General features: G+C 62.1%; 16 protein-coding genes. 8 read left to right on the plus strand and 8 right to left on the minus strand.

Translation table 11 applies throughout. The features are described from left to right. Positions 1-396: 396 nt before the first annotated feature. Both ribB and ACIQ2A_RS21860 read left to right on the plus strand, forming a co-directional pair. On the plus strand, positions 397-1,473 hold the full coding sequence (gene ribB, locus ACIQ2A_RS21855) for a 3,4-dihydroxy-2-butanone-4-phosphate synthase (protein ID WP_398483308.1): 1,077 nt from the start codon (positions 397-399) through the stop codon (positions 1,471-1,473). A 149-nt stretch (positions 1,474-1,622) separates the two neighbouring features. Continuing rightward, the gene (locus ACIQ2A_RS21860; RefSeq protein ID WP_398483310.1) at positions 1,623-2,828 is read left to right on the plus strand and encodes an acyl-CoA dehydrogenase; all 1,206 of its coding nucleotides are present in this window, start codon (positions 1,623-1,625) and stop codon (positions 2,826-2,828) included. 251 nt (positions 2,829-3,079) lie between these two features. On the opposite strand, the gene ACIQ2A_RS21865 is transcribed toward ACIQ2A_RS21860, so the two are convergent. After that, a complete protein-coding gene (locus tag ACIQ2A_RS21865) occupies positions 3,080-3,898 on the minus strand; it encodes an aldo/keto reductase (protein WP_398483312.1) in 819 nt (272 codons plus the stop codon). A 161-nt stretch (positions 3,899-4,059) separates the two neighbouring features. Between ACIQ2A_RS21865 and ACIQ2A_RS21870 the strand changes: the two genes are divergently transcribed. Next, entirely contained in the window at positions 4,060-4,185 is a 126-nt protein-coding gene (locus tag ACIQ2A_RS21870) for a hypothetical protein (RefSeq protein WP_398483314.1), read from the plus strand. 101 nt (positions 4,186-4,286) lie between these two features. Here ACIQ2A_RS21870 and ACIQ2A_RS21875 read toward each other — a convergent pair whose 3' ends face one another. From ACIQ2A_RS21875 to ACIQ2A_RS21900, 6 genes are all read right to left on the minus strand, one after another. After that, the gene (locus ACIQ2A_RS21875; RefSeq protein WP_398483316.1) at positions 4,287-5,237 is read right to left on the minus strand and encodes a 2-hydroxyacid dehydrogenase; all 951 of its coding nucleotides are present in this window, start codon (positions 5,235-5,237) and stop codon (positions 4,287-4,289) included. A gap of 6 nt (positions 5,238-5,243) precedes the next feature. Continuing rightward, positions 5,244-6,863 carry an ABC transporter ATP-binding protein gene (locus ACIQ2A_RS21880; protein WP_398483318.1) on the minus strand — a complete coding sequence of 540 codons (1,620 nt, stop codon included), beginning with the start codon at positions 6,861-6,863 and terminating at the stop codon, positions 5,244-5,246. Then, positions 6,863-7,702: an ABC transporter permease gene (locus tag ACIQ2A_RS21885; RefSeq protein ID WP_398483320.1), complete on the minus strand. Its 840-nt coding sequence runs from the start codon at positions 7,700-7,702 to the stop codon at positions 6,863-6,865. Before ACIQ2A_RS21885 ends, ACIQ2A_RS21880 begins: the two co-directional genes overlap by 1 nt. After that, positions 7,699-8,670 (minus strand): ABC transporter permease, encoded by a 972-nt coding sequence (locus ACIQ2A_RS21890; RefSeq protein ID WP_398483322.1) that lies wholly within the window; start codon positions 8,668-8,670, stop codon positions 7,699-7,701. Before ACIQ2A_RS21890 ends, ACIQ2A_RS21885 begins: the two co-directional genes overlap by 4 nt. An 83-nt stretch (positions 8,671-8,753) precedes the next feature. Beyond that, positions 8,754-10,301, minus strand: coding sequence for an ABC transporter substrate-binding protein (locus ACIQ2A_RS21895; protein WP_398483324.1), 1,548 nt, complete (start codon positions 10,299-10,301; stop codon positions 8,754-8,756). A 66-nt stretch (positions 10,302-10,367) separates the two neighbouring features. After that, positions 10,368-11,135 (minus strand): class II aldolase/adducin family protein, encoded by a 768-nt coding sequence (locus ACIQ2A_RS21900; protein WP_398483338.1) that lies wholly within the window; start codon positions 11,133-11,135, stop codon positions 10,368-10,370. Positions 11,136-11,273: 138 nt separating this feature from the next. Here ACIQ2A_RS21900 and ACIQ2A_RS21905 point away from each other — a divergent pair, with 138 nt between their 5' ends. The 4 genes from ACIQ2A_RS21905 to ACIQ2A_RS21920 all read left to right on the plus strand — a co-directional run bounded on the left by ACIQ2A_RS21905 (position 11,274) and on the right by ACIQ2A_RS21920 (position 15,871). Beyond that, a complete protein-coding gene (locus tag ACIQ2A_RS21905; protein ID WP_398483326.1) occupies positions 11,274-11,972 on the plus strand; it encodes a GntR family transcriptional regulator in 699 nt (232 codons plus the stop codon). Next, the gene (locus ACIQ2A_RS21910) at positions 11,969-12,994 is read left to right on the plus strand and encodes a histone deacetylase family protein (RefSeq protein ID WP_398483328.1); all 1,026 of its coding nucleotides are present in this window, start codon (positions 11,969-11,971) and stop codon (positions 12,992-12,994) included. The genes ACIQ2A_RS21905 and ACIQ2A_RS21910 overlap by 4 nt, the downstream gene beginning before the upstream one ends. A 138-nt stretch (positions 12,995-13,132) precedes the next feature. Next, a complete protein-coding gene (gene gabT / locus ACIQ2A_RS21915) occupies positions 13,133-14,410 on the plus strand; it encodes a 4-aminobutyrate--2-oxoglutarate transaminase (RefSeq protein ID WP_398483330.1) in 1,278 nt (425 codons plus the stop codon). A 171-nt stretch (positions 14,411-14,581) separates the two neighbouring features. Continuing rightward, the gene (locus tag ACIQ2A_RS21920) at positions 14,582-15,871 is read left to right on the plus strand and encodes an ArgE/DapE family deacylase (protein ID WP_398483332.1); all 1,290 of its coding nucleotides are present in this window, start codon (positions 14,582-14,584) and stop codon (positions 15,869-15,871) included. Between the two features lie 78 nt (positions 15,872-15,949). Here the strand turns inward: ACIQ2A_RS21920 and ACIQ2A_RS21925 are convergent, their stop codons facing one another. After that, positions 15,950-16,366 (minus strand): hypothetical protein, encoded by a 417-nt coding sequence (locus tag ACIQ2A_RS21925; RefSeq protein ID WP_398483334.1) that lies wholly within the window; start codon positions 16,364-16,366, stop codon positions 15,950-15,952. A gap of 41 nt (positions 16,367-16,407) precedes the next feature. Here ACIQ2A_RS21925 and ACIQ2A_RS21930 point away from each other — a divergent pair, with 41 nt between their 5' ends. Continuing rightward, positions 16,408-17,055, plus strand: coding sequence for a hypothetical protein (locus ACIQ2A_RS21930; protein WP_398483336.1), 648 nt, complete (start codon positions 16,408-16,410; stop codon positions 17,053-17,055). The last annotated feature ends 125 nt before the right edge of the window (positions 17,056-17,180 follow it).

Here is a 17,180-nt window from a genome sequence, read left to right on the forward strand (position 1 = left end):
GATATCTACGCAGCCGGCGCGGATTACGTCACCGTCACCCGCCTGAGCGACGCCAAGGCGCTGTATGAGGTGATCGAGGCGGTGGATCAGGGCCTGCTCCAGGCCAAGCGGGCGGAAATGGATACGAAGCTGGCGGAACGACGGGAAGTTCTGCCGTAGGCTTTCGCTGCCACTCTCTGTTGTCACCACCCGCGAAAACGGGTGGTCCAGTAACCCACCGGCAGTCCTGATGACCCACAGCCGCTGCCGTGTACTGGATCGCCCGGTCGAGCCGGGCGACGACAAGTTGTCCCCCATTCCGCACTGCGAACCCGCAGTTCCGGGCCCCATTTCCGCGGGTTGCACCGGTCCCCGCTCTGCGCCATATCACTGGCCATAACGAATGAGAGCATCCCGATGGCCGATCCGATTTCTGACGTTCTGAAGGCGTTCGCCGCTGGCGAAATGGTCGTGGTCACCGATGACGACGATCGCGAGGGCGAAGGCGATCTGATCGTCGCGGCACAGTTCTGCACCCCGGAGAAGATGGCCTTCATCATCCGCCACACCTCCGGCATCGTCTGCGCGCCGATCACCGTCGAGGACGCACGCCGCCTGCGGCTCGATCCGATGGTCGTGAACAACGACAGCAATCACACCACCGCCTTCACGGTGTCGATCGACTACAAGCCCGACAACGGCACCGGCATCTCCGCCGAAGAGCGCGCCTCCTGCTGCCGCGCGCTGACCAATCCCAATGCCGGCGCCAATGATTTCGCGCGCCCCGGCCACATCTTCCCGCTGATCGCCAAGGATGGCGGCGTGCTGATGCGCTCGGGCCATACGGAAGCCGCCGTCGATCTCTGCAAGATGTCCAATCTCTCGCCGGTCGGCGTCATCAGCGAATTGATGAATGACGATGGCTCGGTGATGAAGGGCCAGCAGGTCGTCGACTTCGCGGCCACGCACAAGCTCAAGCATGTCACTATTGCCGACATGATCGCCTATCGTCAGGCCCGCGAGAAGCTGATCGAGCGCGTCTCGACCTTCACCACCGAAAGCCCGATCGGCACCCTGCAGGGCTATTCGTACCGCTCGCCGTTCGACCCGATCCACCACGTCGCCTTCGTCTATGGCAGCGTTGGCGACGGCAAGAATGTGCTGACCCGCTTCCATAAACCGAACATCGTGCGCGACACGTTTTTTGGGCCCGCGAAGATGAATGTCATCCTGGAGCGCTTCAAGAAGAACGGCAGCGGTGTGCTGGTATATCTGCGCGATGGTGCCGCAGGTGTTCCTGTCGAGCCACTGGATGCGCCGAAGTCGGCGGAAGCCGATCGCAACCGGCAGTGGCGCGAGATCGGCGTCGGTGCACAAATTCTGCGCGATCTCGGCGTTACCTCGATCCGCCATCTCACCTCCTCGGCCCATGACTATAAGGGCCTTTCAGGTTTCGGCATCGAGATCGCCTGCAACGAACAGCTTGAAGGCTAAAGGTCCAAGACTTAAAGTACTGGACCTAAAATACCGCATTCCACCTAGGCCAGAGCAGCTCCGGCGGCGATGGCCTATGTGAGACATCACGCATTGGCAAGGAAACAAAAAGCCTGCGTGCCATTCACCACGATATGAAAGGGACTTCGATGAGCGTTAAGGGTAAGGACAAGCCCGCTGCGAATTTTCAGTGGGACGATGCGTTCCTGCTCGATGGGCAGCTCACCGAAGATGAGCGCATGATCCGCGACACCGCGCGCGCTTATGCCCAGGACAAGCTGCTGCCGCGCGTCACCGACGCCTATCTCAACGAGCACACCGACCGCGAGATCTTCAACGAGATGGGCGAGCTCGGCCTGATCGGCGTGACGCTGCCCGAGGAATATGGCTGCGCCAATGCCAGCTATGTCGCCTATGGCCTCGTCAACCGTGAGATCGAGCGCATCGATAGCGGCTATCGCTCGATGAACTCGGTGCAGTCGTCGCTGGTGATGTATCCGATCTATGCCTATGGCAGCGAAGAGCAGCGCAAGAAGTATCTGCCCAAGCTCGCCACCGGCGAGTGGGTCGGCTGCTTCGGCCTCACCGAGCCCGATGCCGGTTCCGATCCCGGCGGCATGAAGACCCGCGCCGAGAAGGTGTCGGACGGCTACAAGCTCACCGGCTCGAAGATGTGGATCTCGAATGCGCCGATCGCCGACGTGTTCGTGGTGTGGGCGAAGTCCGCCGCCCATGACAACCAGATCCGCGGCTTCGTGCTCGAAAAGGGCATGAAGGGCCTGTCGGCGCCGAAGATCGGCGGCAAGCTGTCGCTGCGTGCCTCCATCACCGGCGAAATCGTCATGGATAACGTGATCGTGCCGGAAGAGAACCTGCTGCCCAACGTGTCGGGCCTCAAGGGTCCGTTCGGCTGCCTCAACCGCGCCCGCTATGGCATTTCGTGGGGCGTGCTCGGCGCTGCCGAGGACTGTATGTCCCGCGCCCGCCAGTACACGCTGGACCGCAAGCAGTTCAACCGTCCGCTCGCCGCCACCCAGCTGGTGCAGAAGAAGCTCGCCGACATGCTGACCGAAATCTCGCTCGGCCTGCAGGGCTCGCTCCGCGTCGGCCGCCTGATGGACGAAGGCAATTTCCACCCGGACATGATCTCGGTGGTGAAGCGCAACAATTGCGGCAAGGCCCTCGACATCGCCCGCGTCGCCCGCGACATGCATGGCGGCAACGGCATCCAGATCGAATATCAGGTGATGCGCCATGCGCAGAACCTGGAAACCGTGAACACCTATGAGGGCACGCATGACGTTCATGCGCTGATCCTCGGCCGTGCCATCACGGGGATCCAGGCGTTCGGCTAAGCGCCTGTATTTGGAATGCGAAATGCCCGGCTTACGCCGGGCATTTTTGTTTTGTGCTGATGCGGATGACGTCTCTCGCCGGAGCGCAGCGAATGGGGAGGGTCCGCCGCCAGGCGGGGAGTCTCTCCCCACGTGGCGTCGGAGTATGGGGAAGCCCCCCACCCGTCACTCGCCATAACGAAGCTTCGCTTCGTCAGGCTCGTGCCACCCTCCCCGCTGCGCGGCTTCGCCGCTTGGGGGAGGGAAAGAGATCAATCCCAATCGGGTGCGAAGGCGGGCTTCACCAGACGCTGATCCTTTGGCAATCCAGCAATCACCTTGCGATCCTCGTCATCCAGCGTGACCTTCCATGCATCGAGATTGGCCTGCTGGCTCTCCTTGCGCGATGCTTTCGGGATCGCCGCGACACCATCCTGATCGAGCAACCATTTCAGGGCGACCTGCGCAGCGCTCACGCCGTGCTTCGATGCAATCTGCTTCATCGCGTCATTGTCGGCGAGACGGCCCTGCCCCAGCGGACAATAGGCCACCAGCGGGATCGACTTCGCGCGCAGATAGGTCAGCAGTTTCGTCTGGTCCAGCAGCGCGTGATATTCGACCTGATTGCAGGCGACGGGCGCACCGATCTCCTCCACCGCCTGCTTCATCAGCGCCACCGGGAAATTGGCGACGCCGAGTGCGCGAATGCGGCCCTCGTCCTTGAATTTCAGCAGCGTCTCGAAAATCGCCGGCAGGTTCATGCCTTTCGACGGCCAATGCACGAGATAGAGGTCGATGACGTCGAGGCCGAGCTTGGCCTGGCTGGCATCGAAGGCACGCTTGATGGCGTCGGGTGCAAGATTCTCGTGCCAGACCTTGGTCGTGACATGCAGATCCTTGCGAGCAAGACCGGCGGCCTTGATGCCGGCGCCGACTTCGGCCTCATTGCCATACATCTCGGCGGTGTCGATATGGCGATAGCCGAGCTTGATCGCGCTCTCGACACCAGCAATGCAGGCATCGCCCGTCAGCTTGAAGGTGCCGAGGCCGAGCTTCGGCACGGTGATGCCCTGGGTTTCGATCGATTGCATGAGATCTCCTGAATCTTGTTACGGAACATGACCAGATCCGGAGACCGGTCTGCACTTTCCGGGGTCATGCTCTGGGGCAGCCCGCCACAGGACGGCGCCTGCGCGATCTGATACGCTGCCCGCACATCAACAGGAACTCACATCCCAGGGAGATGTTCAAGGTGGAGAAAGCGCTTCGTGCATGGCTGGATTCGCACGGCCTGCTTGCCATTACGCTGACCGTTGGCGGCATTATCGTGACGCTGGCGGTCGCGCTGGTCCTCGGGGGATTCTGGCTGGCGCGATGACATGAGACGCGGATGTAGGATGGGTTGAGCGTTAGCGATACCCATCACCACGTGCGCCCAGCCTGATGGGTATACGCTCAACCCACCTACGGCTTCGGCGCCTAGTATCCCCTTGCCCGATCCACCGTATCTTTCGGCTTCAAGCCTGCCTGTACCGCCTCCGCCGTCGCGCGGATCGTACCGCCGACAGCAGCCATGGTGACGTCGCAGGCGTCGTGCGGCGTCAGCAGCACCTTCGGATGGCTCCAGAACGGGCTGTCCTTCGGCAGTGGCTCGATCGGGAAGACGTCGATGGACGCGCCGGACAACTGACCACTGTCGAGGGCCGCGAAAATGTCGTGCTCGACCATATGGGCGCCGCGGCCCACATGGATCACATAGGCGCCGCGCCGCAGCTTGCCAAAAAGCGAGGCATTGAGCAGGCCGCGGGTCTCGGATGTCAGCGGCAGCAGGTTGATCAGCACCTCGGTATCGTCGAGCATCCGGTCGAGACCGTCGGTGCCATGAAATCCGGCGATGCCTGCAGAGGTCACCTTTGGCGTGCGGCTCCAGACCTTCACGGGAAAACCGAGCATCGACAGATCCGACGCCACGCGCGCGCCGATGGCACCGTAACCGAGGATGCCGACCGGCACCTCGCGCGCGGCGCGCTGTGGCAGGCGCTTCCAGACCTTGTCGCGCTGCTGCTGGCGATACACACCCATCCGGCGCTGATGATAGATCGCGTTCCAGATCACGAAGCCCGACATCATCTCGGCCTGGGCCGGTTCGATCACCCGCACGATATCGATATCATCACGCATGCTCGGGCAATGCAGCAGACTATCGGCGCCCGCCGCGATCGAGCACGCAGCCTTGATGTTCGGATAATGCGTGAAGGCGTCCGCGTGCGGGAACCAGCCCACCGCCATCTCCACGTCAGCCGCATCGCTGCCATCGAGATGATCGACGAAACTCACGACGCCATCCAGCCGCGCGATCTCAGGCGCGAGATAATCGCGCAGGTCGATGGTGGTGCTGAGAAGGACGCAGCGCGTCGTCTTGTTCGGCATCGGGGATCAGGCGGCCTGTGATGGCGAGCTCTGGCCGGGAACGGCGCTGAGGAGCTCGCGGGTATAGGGATGTTCGGGCGATGCAAACAGCTGCGCGGTCGGCTTCAGCTCGACGATCTCGCCACGCTGCATCACCGCGATGCGATCGCAGATCTGGGCGGCGACGCGCAAGTCATGGGTGATGAACAGCATCGAGAGGCCAAGGCGGGCCTTGAGGTCCTCCAGCAGCTTCAGCACCTGTGCCTGCACCGACACGTCGAGGGCGGAGACGGCTTCATCGGCGACGATGATTTCCGGGTCCATCGCAAGCGCACGGGCGATGCCGAGGCGCTGGCGCTGGCCGCCGGAGAATTCATGCGGATAGCGATCGAGCGAGCCGGCATCGAGACCGACCATGCCGAGCAACTCGCGCGCACGCGCCATCGCGACCTTCGGATCGGTGCCGTGGGAGATCGGACCATCGGTGATGATCTGACCGACCTTGCGGCGGGGATTGAGCGAGGCGAACGGATCCTGGAAGATCATCTGGATGCGATGGCGCTGCTGACGCAGCGCCTTGCCCTTGAGCGCGGTGAGATCGACATCGCCGATGCGAACGGTGCCGCGGTCGGCTTCGATCAGACGCATGACGAGACGGGCGACCGAGGACTTGCCGGAGCCGGACTCGCCGACGAGACCAATGGTCTCGCCCTTGAGGATCGAGAAAGTCACCTCGTTGGCGGCCTGCACACGGCGATCCGGCTTGAACCAGCCTTGCGGCGTCACATAGGTCTTGTCGAGGCCGATGACATCGACGGCCTTGTTGGCTTCGTCGAGCGGCACACGCGCGGGCGGATCCATCGACGGCACGGCGGCGAGCAGCGCCTTGGTGTAATCGTGCTGCGGATTCTTGAACACCGCATCGATGGAGCCTTCTTCCACGATCTTGCCGTGCCGCAGCACGACGACGCGATCGGCGATATCGGCGACGACGCCGAAATCATGGGTGATGAACATCACCGCCATGTTGCGGCTGCGCTGCAGGTTGCGGATCAGCTTGAGGATCTGCGCCTGGGTGGTGACGTCAAGCGCGGTGGTCGGCTCGTCGGCGACCAGCACCGATGGCTCAAGTGCCAGCGCCATGGCGATCATGGCGCGCTGGCGCTGGCCGCCGGAGAGCTGATGCGGATAGGCGCGGATGATGCGCTCGGGATCGGGCAGACCGACTTCCTTGGCCAGATTGAGCGCCTTGGCGCGGCGCTCCTTCGGCGTCAGCAAATTGTGCGCCTCGAACATCTCCATCATCTGGTCGCCGATGCGCATCAACGGATTGAGCGCAGTCATTGGCTCCTGGAACACCATGGCGATGTCGCGGCCGCGGACCTCGCGCCAGCCGTCTTCGCTGAGCTTCAGAAGGTTCTTGCCGTTGAAGGCGATTTCACCGGCCTCGGTCTTGACCGTATCGGGCAGCAGACCCATCAGCGCATGCGCGCACATGGACTTGCCCGAGCCGGATTCACCGACCAGACAGACGATCTCGCCTGGGATGAGATCGATAGAGACGCCCTCGACGGCATAGGAGCGCTCACCGCTCTTCGGGAGTGCGATCTTGAGGTTCTTGATGGCAATGGCGGGCGCTTTGGACATCAGCGGCTATCCTTTGCCAGGCGCGGATTGAGCGCGTCGTTGAGGCCTTCGCCGATCAAGTTCATGGCGAGCACCGAGAGCAGAATGGCAATGCCGGGGAATACCGTGATCCACCAGGCCTGGCGGATGACGGTGCGGCCGGCGCCGACCATGTAGCCCCAGGACATCAGATTGGGATCGCCGAGGCCGAGGAAGGACAGCGAGGATTCCAACAGGATCGCATTTGCGACCATGAGCGAAGCGAGCACGATAATGGGCGAGATCGTGTTGGGCAGGATCTCGCGCCAGATGATCCAGCCATTGCTCTGGCCGGTGACGACCGCGGCCTGCACATATTCGCGCGTGCGCAGCGACAGCACCTCGCCGCGGACAAGACGCGCCACCGGCGGCCACGACACGATGGCGATGGCGCCGACGATGGAATAGATCGAGGGCTGCAAGATCGCGACCAGCACGATAGCCAGCGCGAAGCTTGGAATGGTCTGGAAGAATTCGGTGCCGCGCATCATCGCGTCATCGACCTTGCCGCCGAAATAGCCGGCAATGGCGCCGACCGGCACGCCGATGGTCAGCGCCACCGTGGTGGAGACGAGACCAACCAGCAGCGATACGCGCGCGCCATAGATCAGGCCGGCGAACACGTCGCGGCCGAGCGCATCGGTGCCGAGCGTCACCATCGGATTGGTGAAGGGCGGCAGGAACGGCCGCTGCACCATGCGCCATGGCGAGGTGGGGAACATCATCGGGCCGAACACGGCGATGATGACGGCGACGGTCAAGAGGATCAGACCGATGACGCCGCCGGGATTGCGCAGCATCAATTTCCAGAACTTCTTCATTTGGCAAACTCGATGCGCGGATCGACCAGACGATAAACGAGGTCGGTGACGAGGTTGAAGATCAGCACCATGGCCGAGCAGACCGTGAAGACGCCGAGCAAGAGGTTGTAATCGCGTTGCAGCAGCGCCTCATACAGCAGACGGCCGATGCCGGGCCATGCGAACACCGTCTCGGTGAGCACGGCGCCGCCCACCAGCGTGCCGGAATGCACGCCGGCCAGCGTCACCACCGGCAGCAGCGCGTTGCGCAGCACGTGGCGGCGCTGGATGATGTTATCGGCGAGGCCCTTCGCACGCGCCGTCTTGACGAAGTCGAGACGCTTCACCTCGAGCATCGAGGCGCGCGTCATGCGCGTATAGGTGGCCATGAAGAACAGGCCGATGGTCATCGCCGGCATGATCAGATGCAGGCCGACATCCTTCACATGCGCCCATCCGGTGTAATTGGCGCCGATGGTCTCGTAGCCGAAACTGGGCAGCCAGCCGAGATAGACGGAGAACAGCAGGATCGACATCAGTGCGACCCAGAAGATCGGCGTCGCATAGAACAGCAGTGCCGAGACAGTGATGGCGGTATCCGCCCATGTCCCCGCAAATCTTGCGGCCAGCGTGCCGAAAGTGATGCCGAGCGCAAGCGAAATGGCAAAGGCCGTCAGCGTCAGCAGCAGCGTCGCCGGCAGACGCTCGGCGATCAGCTTCGACACCGGCATCTGCTGGCGGAACGAGAAGCCGAGATCGAGCTGCACGACGCCCTTGACGTAAGTGAAGAGCTGCTCGGGCAGCGGCTTGTCGAGCGAGAATTTTTCACGGAGCTGCTGGACGAACATCGGATCTGACGCGCCGGCCTCGCCGGCCATCACCGAGGCGGGATCGCCCGGCGCGAGGCGGATCAGAAAGAAGTTCATCACGACGATCGCAAGCAGGACGAACACGCCCTTCACGATCCTCTGGGAAACGAATGACAGCATCGGCGATCCACCGCAGTCGGAGATAGAGCAAAAGAAAACCCGTGACGATCGTGTCGATCGTCACGGGCATTGAGCGGCGTTACTTACTTGTCGATCCAGGCGTCGCGGAAGCCGTCATTGACGCCGATACCGGTGGTGATCAGGTTCTTGACCTTGCAGTTCATGATGGTCGGGAACTGCAATTCGAGCAGCCACGCCACCGGAACGTCTTCGACCAGAATCTTCTGCACCTTGTCGTAGATCTCCTTGCGCTTCGAATCCGGCGTCGCAACGGCGCCGTCCGCGAACAGCTTGTCGACCTCGGGGTTCGAATAGCCTTCGAGATTGTTGAAGAGCTGGCCCTTCACGATCTGGCTCGAGACGTAGTTACGACCGACGCCGAGGGCCGGATCACCGTACTGATAGAGATAGGTGAAGGAGATATCGAAATCCCATTCGCTGTTCTTCTGGTTCGAGCCCGGCACGTCGGTCGCAATCGTCTCGATATTGAAGCCGACATCGACAAGGTTCTGCTTCACAGCTTCACCCCAGCGCGACCATGTCTCGCCATAGGGCAGCGGCATGATGCGGATCTTCTCGCCCTTGTAACCGGCTTCCTTCAGCAGCGCCTTGGCCTTGGCCGGGTCATAGGGATATTTCGGCACGTCATCGGTGTAGAATTTGATGGTCGAGGCCGACGGGCCGGTCGCTACCTTGCCGAGACCGTTCCAGATCACGTCCTTGGCGAACTCGCGGTCCACCGCGAACATGATGGCCTGACGGACCTTCTTGTTGGCGAGGATCGGGTTGCGGTTGTTCAGCCACATCCAGGCCAGCGGCGAGAAGAACTCCCAGCCTTCGCCAGTGACGCAGGTGTTCGGCAGCTTGCTGACGCGCGGCACGTCGAAGTTCTCGATCGAACCGCCGGGCAGCACATCGACCTTGCCGGTCTCATAGGCCACCGAGCGCGCAGCGGCGTCCGGAATGACCTGCCAGTAGATGCCGTCGATATAGGGCTTGCCCTTGACGTGGTAGTTCGGGTTCTTCACCAGCTGGATGAACGAGCCCTTCTTCCACTCCTTGAGCATGAAGGGACCGGTGCCGATCGGCGTGTTGTTGGCCGGATTGGTCTTGACGTCGGTGCCTTCATAGATGTGCTTCGGGATCATCGGCATCGAGCCGACTTCGAAGATGCCGATGAAGGGACCGAACGGCTGCTTCAGCGTGAAGACGACAGTGTAATCGTCCGGGGCCTCGACCTTGTCGAGCTGGACGAGATTGCCGCGGGCGCGGGCGTGGGTCACCTTCAACGTCTCGATGGAGAACAGCACGTCGGCCGAGGTGAACGGCTTGCCATCGTGCCAGGTGACGCCCTGCTTGAGCTTGAAGGTATAGGTCTTGGCATCCGGGCTGATGGTCCAGCTCTCGGCAAGACCTGGCTGCGGCTCCAACGTCTTCGAATAACGCAGCAAGCCCTCATAGATATTGCCCGACACCATCTGGGTCGGACCGTTCTGAACCAGTGCGAGCATGAGGCCCGGCGGTTCAGGCTGAATCACGGCATTGATGGTGCCGCCGAGCTTCGGCTCCTGCGCCAAAGCGAATGTGCTCACACTGCTGAGCGCGAGAGCCAATACCAATTTTTTCAACATATCTTTCCCCTCAGTGCCGAACGGCACGTAACCCGGAACAGTTGACGACGTATGATGCAAATCGGATCAATTCTTGTAATCGGGATCGGTGCGATCGAGCATGCGCTTGAACGCATCCCATTCGCTGTCCGGCTTTCCTTCCGCATGCACCTTCGTATAGCCGCGGTCATACTGGCCAGCGGTGTGCGAGGCAATGGCATGCGACGGACGAATGACTTCGGCACCGGTTGAAAGAATCGCCAGCTGCGCGCGGCAGGAGCGCTCCATATTGAACATCAGCTTGAACGCCTCGCCGACCGAGCGGCCGCAGGTGAGCAGGCCGTGATTGCGCAGGATCAGGACCATCTTGTCGCCGAGATCGGCAACGAGGCGCTCGCGCTCGGAGAGATCCAGCGCGATGCCTTCGAAGTCATGATAGGCGATGCGATCCGTGAACTGCATCGACCACTGGTTCAGCGGCTGCAGACCATCCTTCAGACACGACACGGCAACACCGGCAACAGTGTGCGTGTGCAGAACGCAATTCGCATCATGACGCGCCATATGCACGGCGCTGTGGATGGTGAATCCGGCCGGGTTGATGCCGACGCCAAGCGGATCGTCGATCACCTTGCCGTCGGTATCGACGGTGACGAGATTACCGGCGGTCACTTCCTCGAAGCGCATGCCATAGGGATTGATGAGGAAGCGATCCTGCGTGCCAGGGACGCGAACGGAGATATGCGTGTAGATGCTGTCGTCGAGGCCATGACGATGGATCAAACGATAGGCAGCGGCGAGATCGACACGGACCTGCTTGGCGGCATCGAGCGTCGGCGTCAGATTGGCGTGCATATTCACAGGCGTACTTCCCGGTTTTTACGATGCCGAAAGCAACCACAAACGCATGGCAGGCGGCAAGATTAAACTGTCGACAATCGACGCTTAATTCTTGTACACGGCATGAAACGGGCTTTTTCCCCTATGCGTTTGATGTCCCCCCCTGTTGGTTTGACGGCTCTCGCCGATACCGATCTCGTCGGTCAGGTGGCGCGCGTTCTGACTCAGGCCGTGGTTAACGGGCAGCTCGCCCCCGGTGCGAAGGTCGTCGAGGCCGGTATCGCGCGCGAACTTGGCATCAGCCGCGCGCCGGTGCGCGAAGCCGCCCGGTTGCTCGAGCAGCAGGGGCTGCTGGTCTCGCATCCGCGCCGCGGTTTCTTCGTCCGCAAGCTCGAGGCGGGCGATATCGACGAGATCTACGATCTGCGGATTTGCGTCGAGTGTCACGCGGCTGTCCTTGCGGCAAAGAACCTCACCCCCGCCAATCGCGACGCACTGCGTCGGCAGATTGATGTGCTGCACAAAACAGCAGAACTCGAGGATCACGCCCGGCAGGTCGAAGAGGATTATCGCTTCCATCGCATGATCGTCGAAATGGCAGGCAGCCAGCGCCTGTTGAAGGTCTTCGACGACCTGTCGTCCGAATTGCGCATGGTGATCGGCCTGATCGGCCGGCTGTATGATGATCCGCATCGCATCGCGCAGACGCATGAAGCATTGCTCGATGTGCTCGAACAGGGCGATCCCGACATCATCGCCGCGCGCTTCGATTATCACATCGGTGCTGCCTGGCGCGAAGTCGGCAAGCTCGTCCGCGAAATTCCAACATCAACCAACGGAGTCGCCACGTGAAGGCAGTTTATTCCGACAAGCACAGCGCACACGATCCGCAATTCTATCTCGTGCGTGGCCAGATCCGCAAAACGACGGAGCAGCCGGAGCGCGCGGTGCGCCTGCTCAAAGGCCTCAATGACGGCAAGCACACGATCGTGGCGCCGACGGAATTCGGACAAGGACCTCGCGCGCGGGTGCATTCGCCGGAATATCTGCGCTTCCTCGAAACCGCCTGGGACGAATGGATCAAGCTGCCGGACTACGGCACCGAGATGATCCCGAATATCCATCCGAACCGCGTGCCGGGCAGCTATCCCAGCCACATCGTCGGCAAGCTCGGCTGGCATACAGTCGATACATCGGCGCCAATCGGCCCCGGCACATGGGCTGGCGCCTGCGTTTCCACCGATACGGCCGTGACGGCTGCACAGATGGTGATGGATGGCGAAGACGCCGTCTATGCGCTGTGCCGCCCGCCCGGCCATCACGCCTATCGCGATCTCGCCGGCGGCTTCTGCTTCATGAACAATTCGGCGATTGCCGCTGAGCATCTGCGCACCAAGCATGAGCGTGTCGCCATTCTCGATGTGGACGTGCATCACGGCAACGGCACCCAGGGCATCTTCTATTCGCGTCCGGATGTGCTGACAGTGTCGATCCATGCTGACCCGACCGGCTATTACCCCTTCGTGTGGGGCTATGCGGATGAGAAGGGCGAAGGCAACGGCCTTGGCACCAATCTCAATATCCCGCTTGCCATCGGCACCGGCGACGACGGCTTTGTCGACGCGCTTGCGCTGGCCGAGAAGACGATCAAGTCGTTTGCGCCCACTGCGCTTGTCCTGGCGCTTGGCCTCGATGCCTCCGAGCACGATCCGCTCGCGGCGCTGAAGGTCACCACGCCGGGCTTCAACCGCATCGGCCAGGCCGTTGCGCGCTTCGGCCTGCCCACCGTCATCGTTCAGGAAGGCGGATATCTGTCCGACATCCTGGGCGCCAATCTCACCTCCACGCTCGCCGGCTTTGAGCAAGCGCGCTGAACATCTTTCGTAGGATGGGTTGAGCGTCTTCGCGAAAACCCATCATCCCACGCGCGAAGGCGATGGGTTTTCGCTTCGCTCAACCCATCCTACGACCCTGTCTCCAACACCCAAGAAAACTCGAAGGACCAAACTCGAATGGCAACCAATGCAGAAATCTTCGCACGCCGCGAAGCCGCCGTGCCCCGTGGCATCGGCCACTCCACGCCGATTTCCGCTCAGCGCGCGCTGAACGCGGAAGTCTGGGACGTCGAAGGCAAGCGCTATGTGGATTTCGCCGGCGGCATCGCCGTGCTGAACACCGGCCACTGCCATCCGCACATCATGGCCGCCGTCAAGGCGCAGATGGAAAACTTCACGCACACCTGCTTCCAGGTGCTGCTGTATGAATCCTATGTCACCCTCGCCGAGCGCCTCAACAAGCTCGCGCCGATCGACGGCGACACCAAGACCGCCTTCTTCACCACCGGCGCCGAAGCCACCGAGAACGCCATCAAGATGGCGCGCGCGGCCACCGGCCGTGCTGGCGTGATCGCCTTCACCGGCGGCTTCCATGGCCGCACCCACATGACCATGACCATGACCGGCAAGGTGTTTCCCTACAAGAAGGGCTTTGGCGCTTCGATGCCGGAAGTCTGGCACGTGCCCTTCCCGGCCGCGCCGCTCGACGTCACGGTTGAAGAATCGCTGAAGTATCTGAACTTCCTGTTCAAGGCCGATATCGATCCGGCCCGCGTTGCCGCGATCATCATCGAGCCCGTGCAGGGGGAAGGCGGCTTCCATCAGGCTCCGCCAGAGCTGATGCGTGCGCTGCGCAAGATCTGCGACGAGAACGGCATCGTCTTCATCGCCGACGAAGTGCAGACCGGCTATGGCCGCACCGGCAAGATGTTCGCGATGGAACATTACGATGTGAAGCCCGACCTCATCACCGTGGCCAAGAGCCTCGCCGGCGGTTTCCCGCTGTCGGGCGTGATCGGCAAGGCCAAGATCATGGACGCCGCTGATCCGGGCGGCCTCGGCGGCACCTATGCCGGCAACCCGCTGGCGATTGCGGCAGCGATGGCCGTGCTGGACGTGTTCGAGAAGGAGAAGCTGGTCAACCGCGCCAATCATGTCGGCGAGCGCATCACCACGCGCCTGAAGAAGATGCAGCAGCGCAACGACCTGGTGCCGATTGAAAGCATCCGCAATGTCGGCGCGATGATCGCCTTCGACATCGTCAAGGAGCGTGGCTCGGACACGCCGGACGCGGAGCAGACCAAGAAGGTGACCCAGAAGGCCACCGAAGAGGGTCTGATCCTGCTCTCCTGCGGCGTCAACTTCAACACCATCCGCGTGCTCGTGCCGCTGACCGCCCAGGACGAGATCCTGGACGAAGGCATGGAAAAACTCGAGCGCGCGCTGACGGCTTGATCTTTTTTCACCTCTCCCCGCCGGGGAGAGGTCGCGCTCTTGCGCGGGTGAGGGGCGCAACGGGCGCCGTCGCTTGTGGAAGCCCCTTACCCGCCGCGCTACGCGCGACGACCTCTCCCCGGTGGGGAGAGGTGACACACCGACCCAACAAATTTTCAAGAAGGACACCCCATGGCTCTCGATCCCGCTCTCCGCGACAAGATCATCGCCGCCGTCGACAAGGGCTTTGATGCCCAGGTCAAGTTCACCCAGGATATGGTTCGTCACGCCTCGACCCGCGGCAACGAACACACCATGCAGGACTTCATGTTCCGCGCCATGCGCGAGCGTGGCTACAAGATGGAACGCTTCGAGATGGACCGCGCCGCGCTCGGCCATCATCCCGGCGCCGGCGCCTGGGACGAGCTGCATTCGACCGCGCCGATCGTGGTCGGCACGCATTACCCGCGCGAGGAAAAAGGCCGCTCGCTGATCATGCAGGGCCATGTGGACGTGGTGCCGGAAGGCCCGCTCGATATGTGGAGCACCCCGCCCTACGATCCCGTCATCCAGGGCGACTGGATGCAGGGCCGCGGCGCCGGCGACATGAAGGCCGGCTGCGCCTCGAATATCTTCGCCCTCGACGCGCTGAAGAGCCTCGGCCTGCAGCCGGCGGCAACCGTCTATCTGCAGTCGGTGGTGGAAGAGGAATCCACCGGCGACGGCGCGCTGATGACGCATCTGCGCGGCTACAAGGCCGATGCCGTCGTCGTCTCCGAGCCCTCGCATGAGACCATCACCCGCGCCAATATCGGCGTGGTCTGGTTCCAGGTGGAAGTGCGCGGCGTGCCGGTGCATGTGCAGCGCATGGGCACCGGTGCCAATGCCATCGACGGCGCCTATCGCGTGGTCGGCGAGCTGCGGAAGCTGGAAGCCGAGTGGAATGCCACCAAAAGCGAGCACGAGCACTTCAAGAACATCGAGAAGCCGGTCAACCTGAACATCGGCAAGATCGCCGGCGGCGACTGGGCCTCGTCGGTCCCGGCCTGGTGCAAGATCGACTTCCGCATCTCGCTGCTGCCCGGCAAGACCGCGGAAGCCGCGAAGAAGGAGATCGTGGACCGCGTTGCCGCCTTCTCGCGCCAGGACCCGTTCCTGTCGAACATCCCGCCGACCGTGACCTTCAACGGCTTCCAGGCCGAAGGCTACGAGCTGAAGCCGGGTTCGGATGCCGAAGCCACGCTGGCCGCGGCGCATGAAGCGGTGTTTGGCCAGAAGCCGAAGCCGGAGATCTCGCTGGCCTATCTCGACAGCCGCGTCTATGCGCTGTTCGACAAGATCCCGACGCTGAACTACGGCTGCATCTCGCGCGGCGTCCACGGCTTCGACGAAGGCGTCAACCTGCCCTCGCTGAAGAAGACGACGACCGCGCTGGCGCTGTTCATCGCGGAATGGTGCGGCGTGGAAGAGATCAAGGCCTGATCCCCCTTTCCTGCAACCTGAACAAAGCAAAACGGCGACGCATTGCGTCGCCGTTTTCATGTACGCGCGAGAGCTGGCTCACCGCTGCCAGTTACAGATGCCGCCGGTCCGGCACGGCCATGTCTGGATCCGCGTATCCGCCGCATTGGCATCGAGCGGATTGCTGCGCGGGCGTGCGACGCGGGTACGTGCGGGCGGCTGTGGGCGCGTCGCGACATTGCGTTGTGGCTTCGCCACCGGCACGGCCTTTTGTGCCGCAGGCCTGTCGGCCGCCGCGTCGATCTCGTTCTTGGCATCGGCACGCGCCTTTATCGGGTAAACCTCGAACTGCGCGCCGGGCCCGAGCGGCTTTGGCGACAGCAATGCCTTCGCCAGATCGAGGGTCAGGAATTCACTGGCCTTGTATGTCGTCGCGGCAGGTTCGGCCTGCGCAACCGCAGGTGCCGCCAGCAATGCAATGCCGACCATGCCCGAAATCAAATATCTGAACGTCATCCACGCCTCCTGAGGCCACGTTCCGGCTTCTGGAAATGACAATGTCTCCAATCTATGGACGAATAACCGGGAATCCACCCCGGCTGTTCCCCGGAAGAGCTGCAGGACAGGCATTTCTGCCGGTAATGCCTAACTTTCCCCGCCGCAACCGCCGATTGATCCACAGCAATGCGGGACCGCCCGATCAGACCGACCCTGCAGACAACCTTGGTCAACTGCAGGAGATCGCGATGACGCCCGCCCAACCCTATCCCGTGGTCAGCTATCTGATCGATCAGCTTGGCGACTGGCTCAAGCAGCGTCGCCAGCTCAACGAACTCAACGAGCTCGATCGCGGCGAATACCGGCGTATGGCTCATGAACTCGGTCTGACGCCGAGCGACCTCGACGCTCTGGTCCGCCGCGGCGTCGATGGCGCATCAGAACTTCCGCAGATGCTGCGGGCGCTCGGCTTCGATGAGGCGGCGATCAACAAGATTGCACCGCCGCAAATGATGGAGATGCGCCATGCCTGCGCCGGCTGCGCCCACAAACATGCTTGCCACGTCGATCTCGCGGCCAAGACCGCAGCCGCGAACTATGAAGATTACTGCGCCAATGCCAACGAAATCACGCTGATGCGTACAAAGCGGGATCACGCAGCAAATTATTCTCCGACCCTGGCGGAATTGTTCAAAAAGCCGGCCTAGTAAGCCTAATCGGTTAGGTTAAGATTTGAACTAAGTTGCAGCAAACACAGCGTAATATACCGTCGATCCTGTGTCGTGCAGCGCGGATGTGGAAGTCGCTTTCCCCTCCACGAATTTCAATGCCC

This window comes from Tardiphaga sp., assembly GCF_044336785.1.
In the GTDB taxonomy this organism is placed as follows: domain Bacteria; phylum Pseudomonadota; class Alphaproteobacteria; order Rhizobiales; family Xanthobacteraceae; genus Tardiphaga.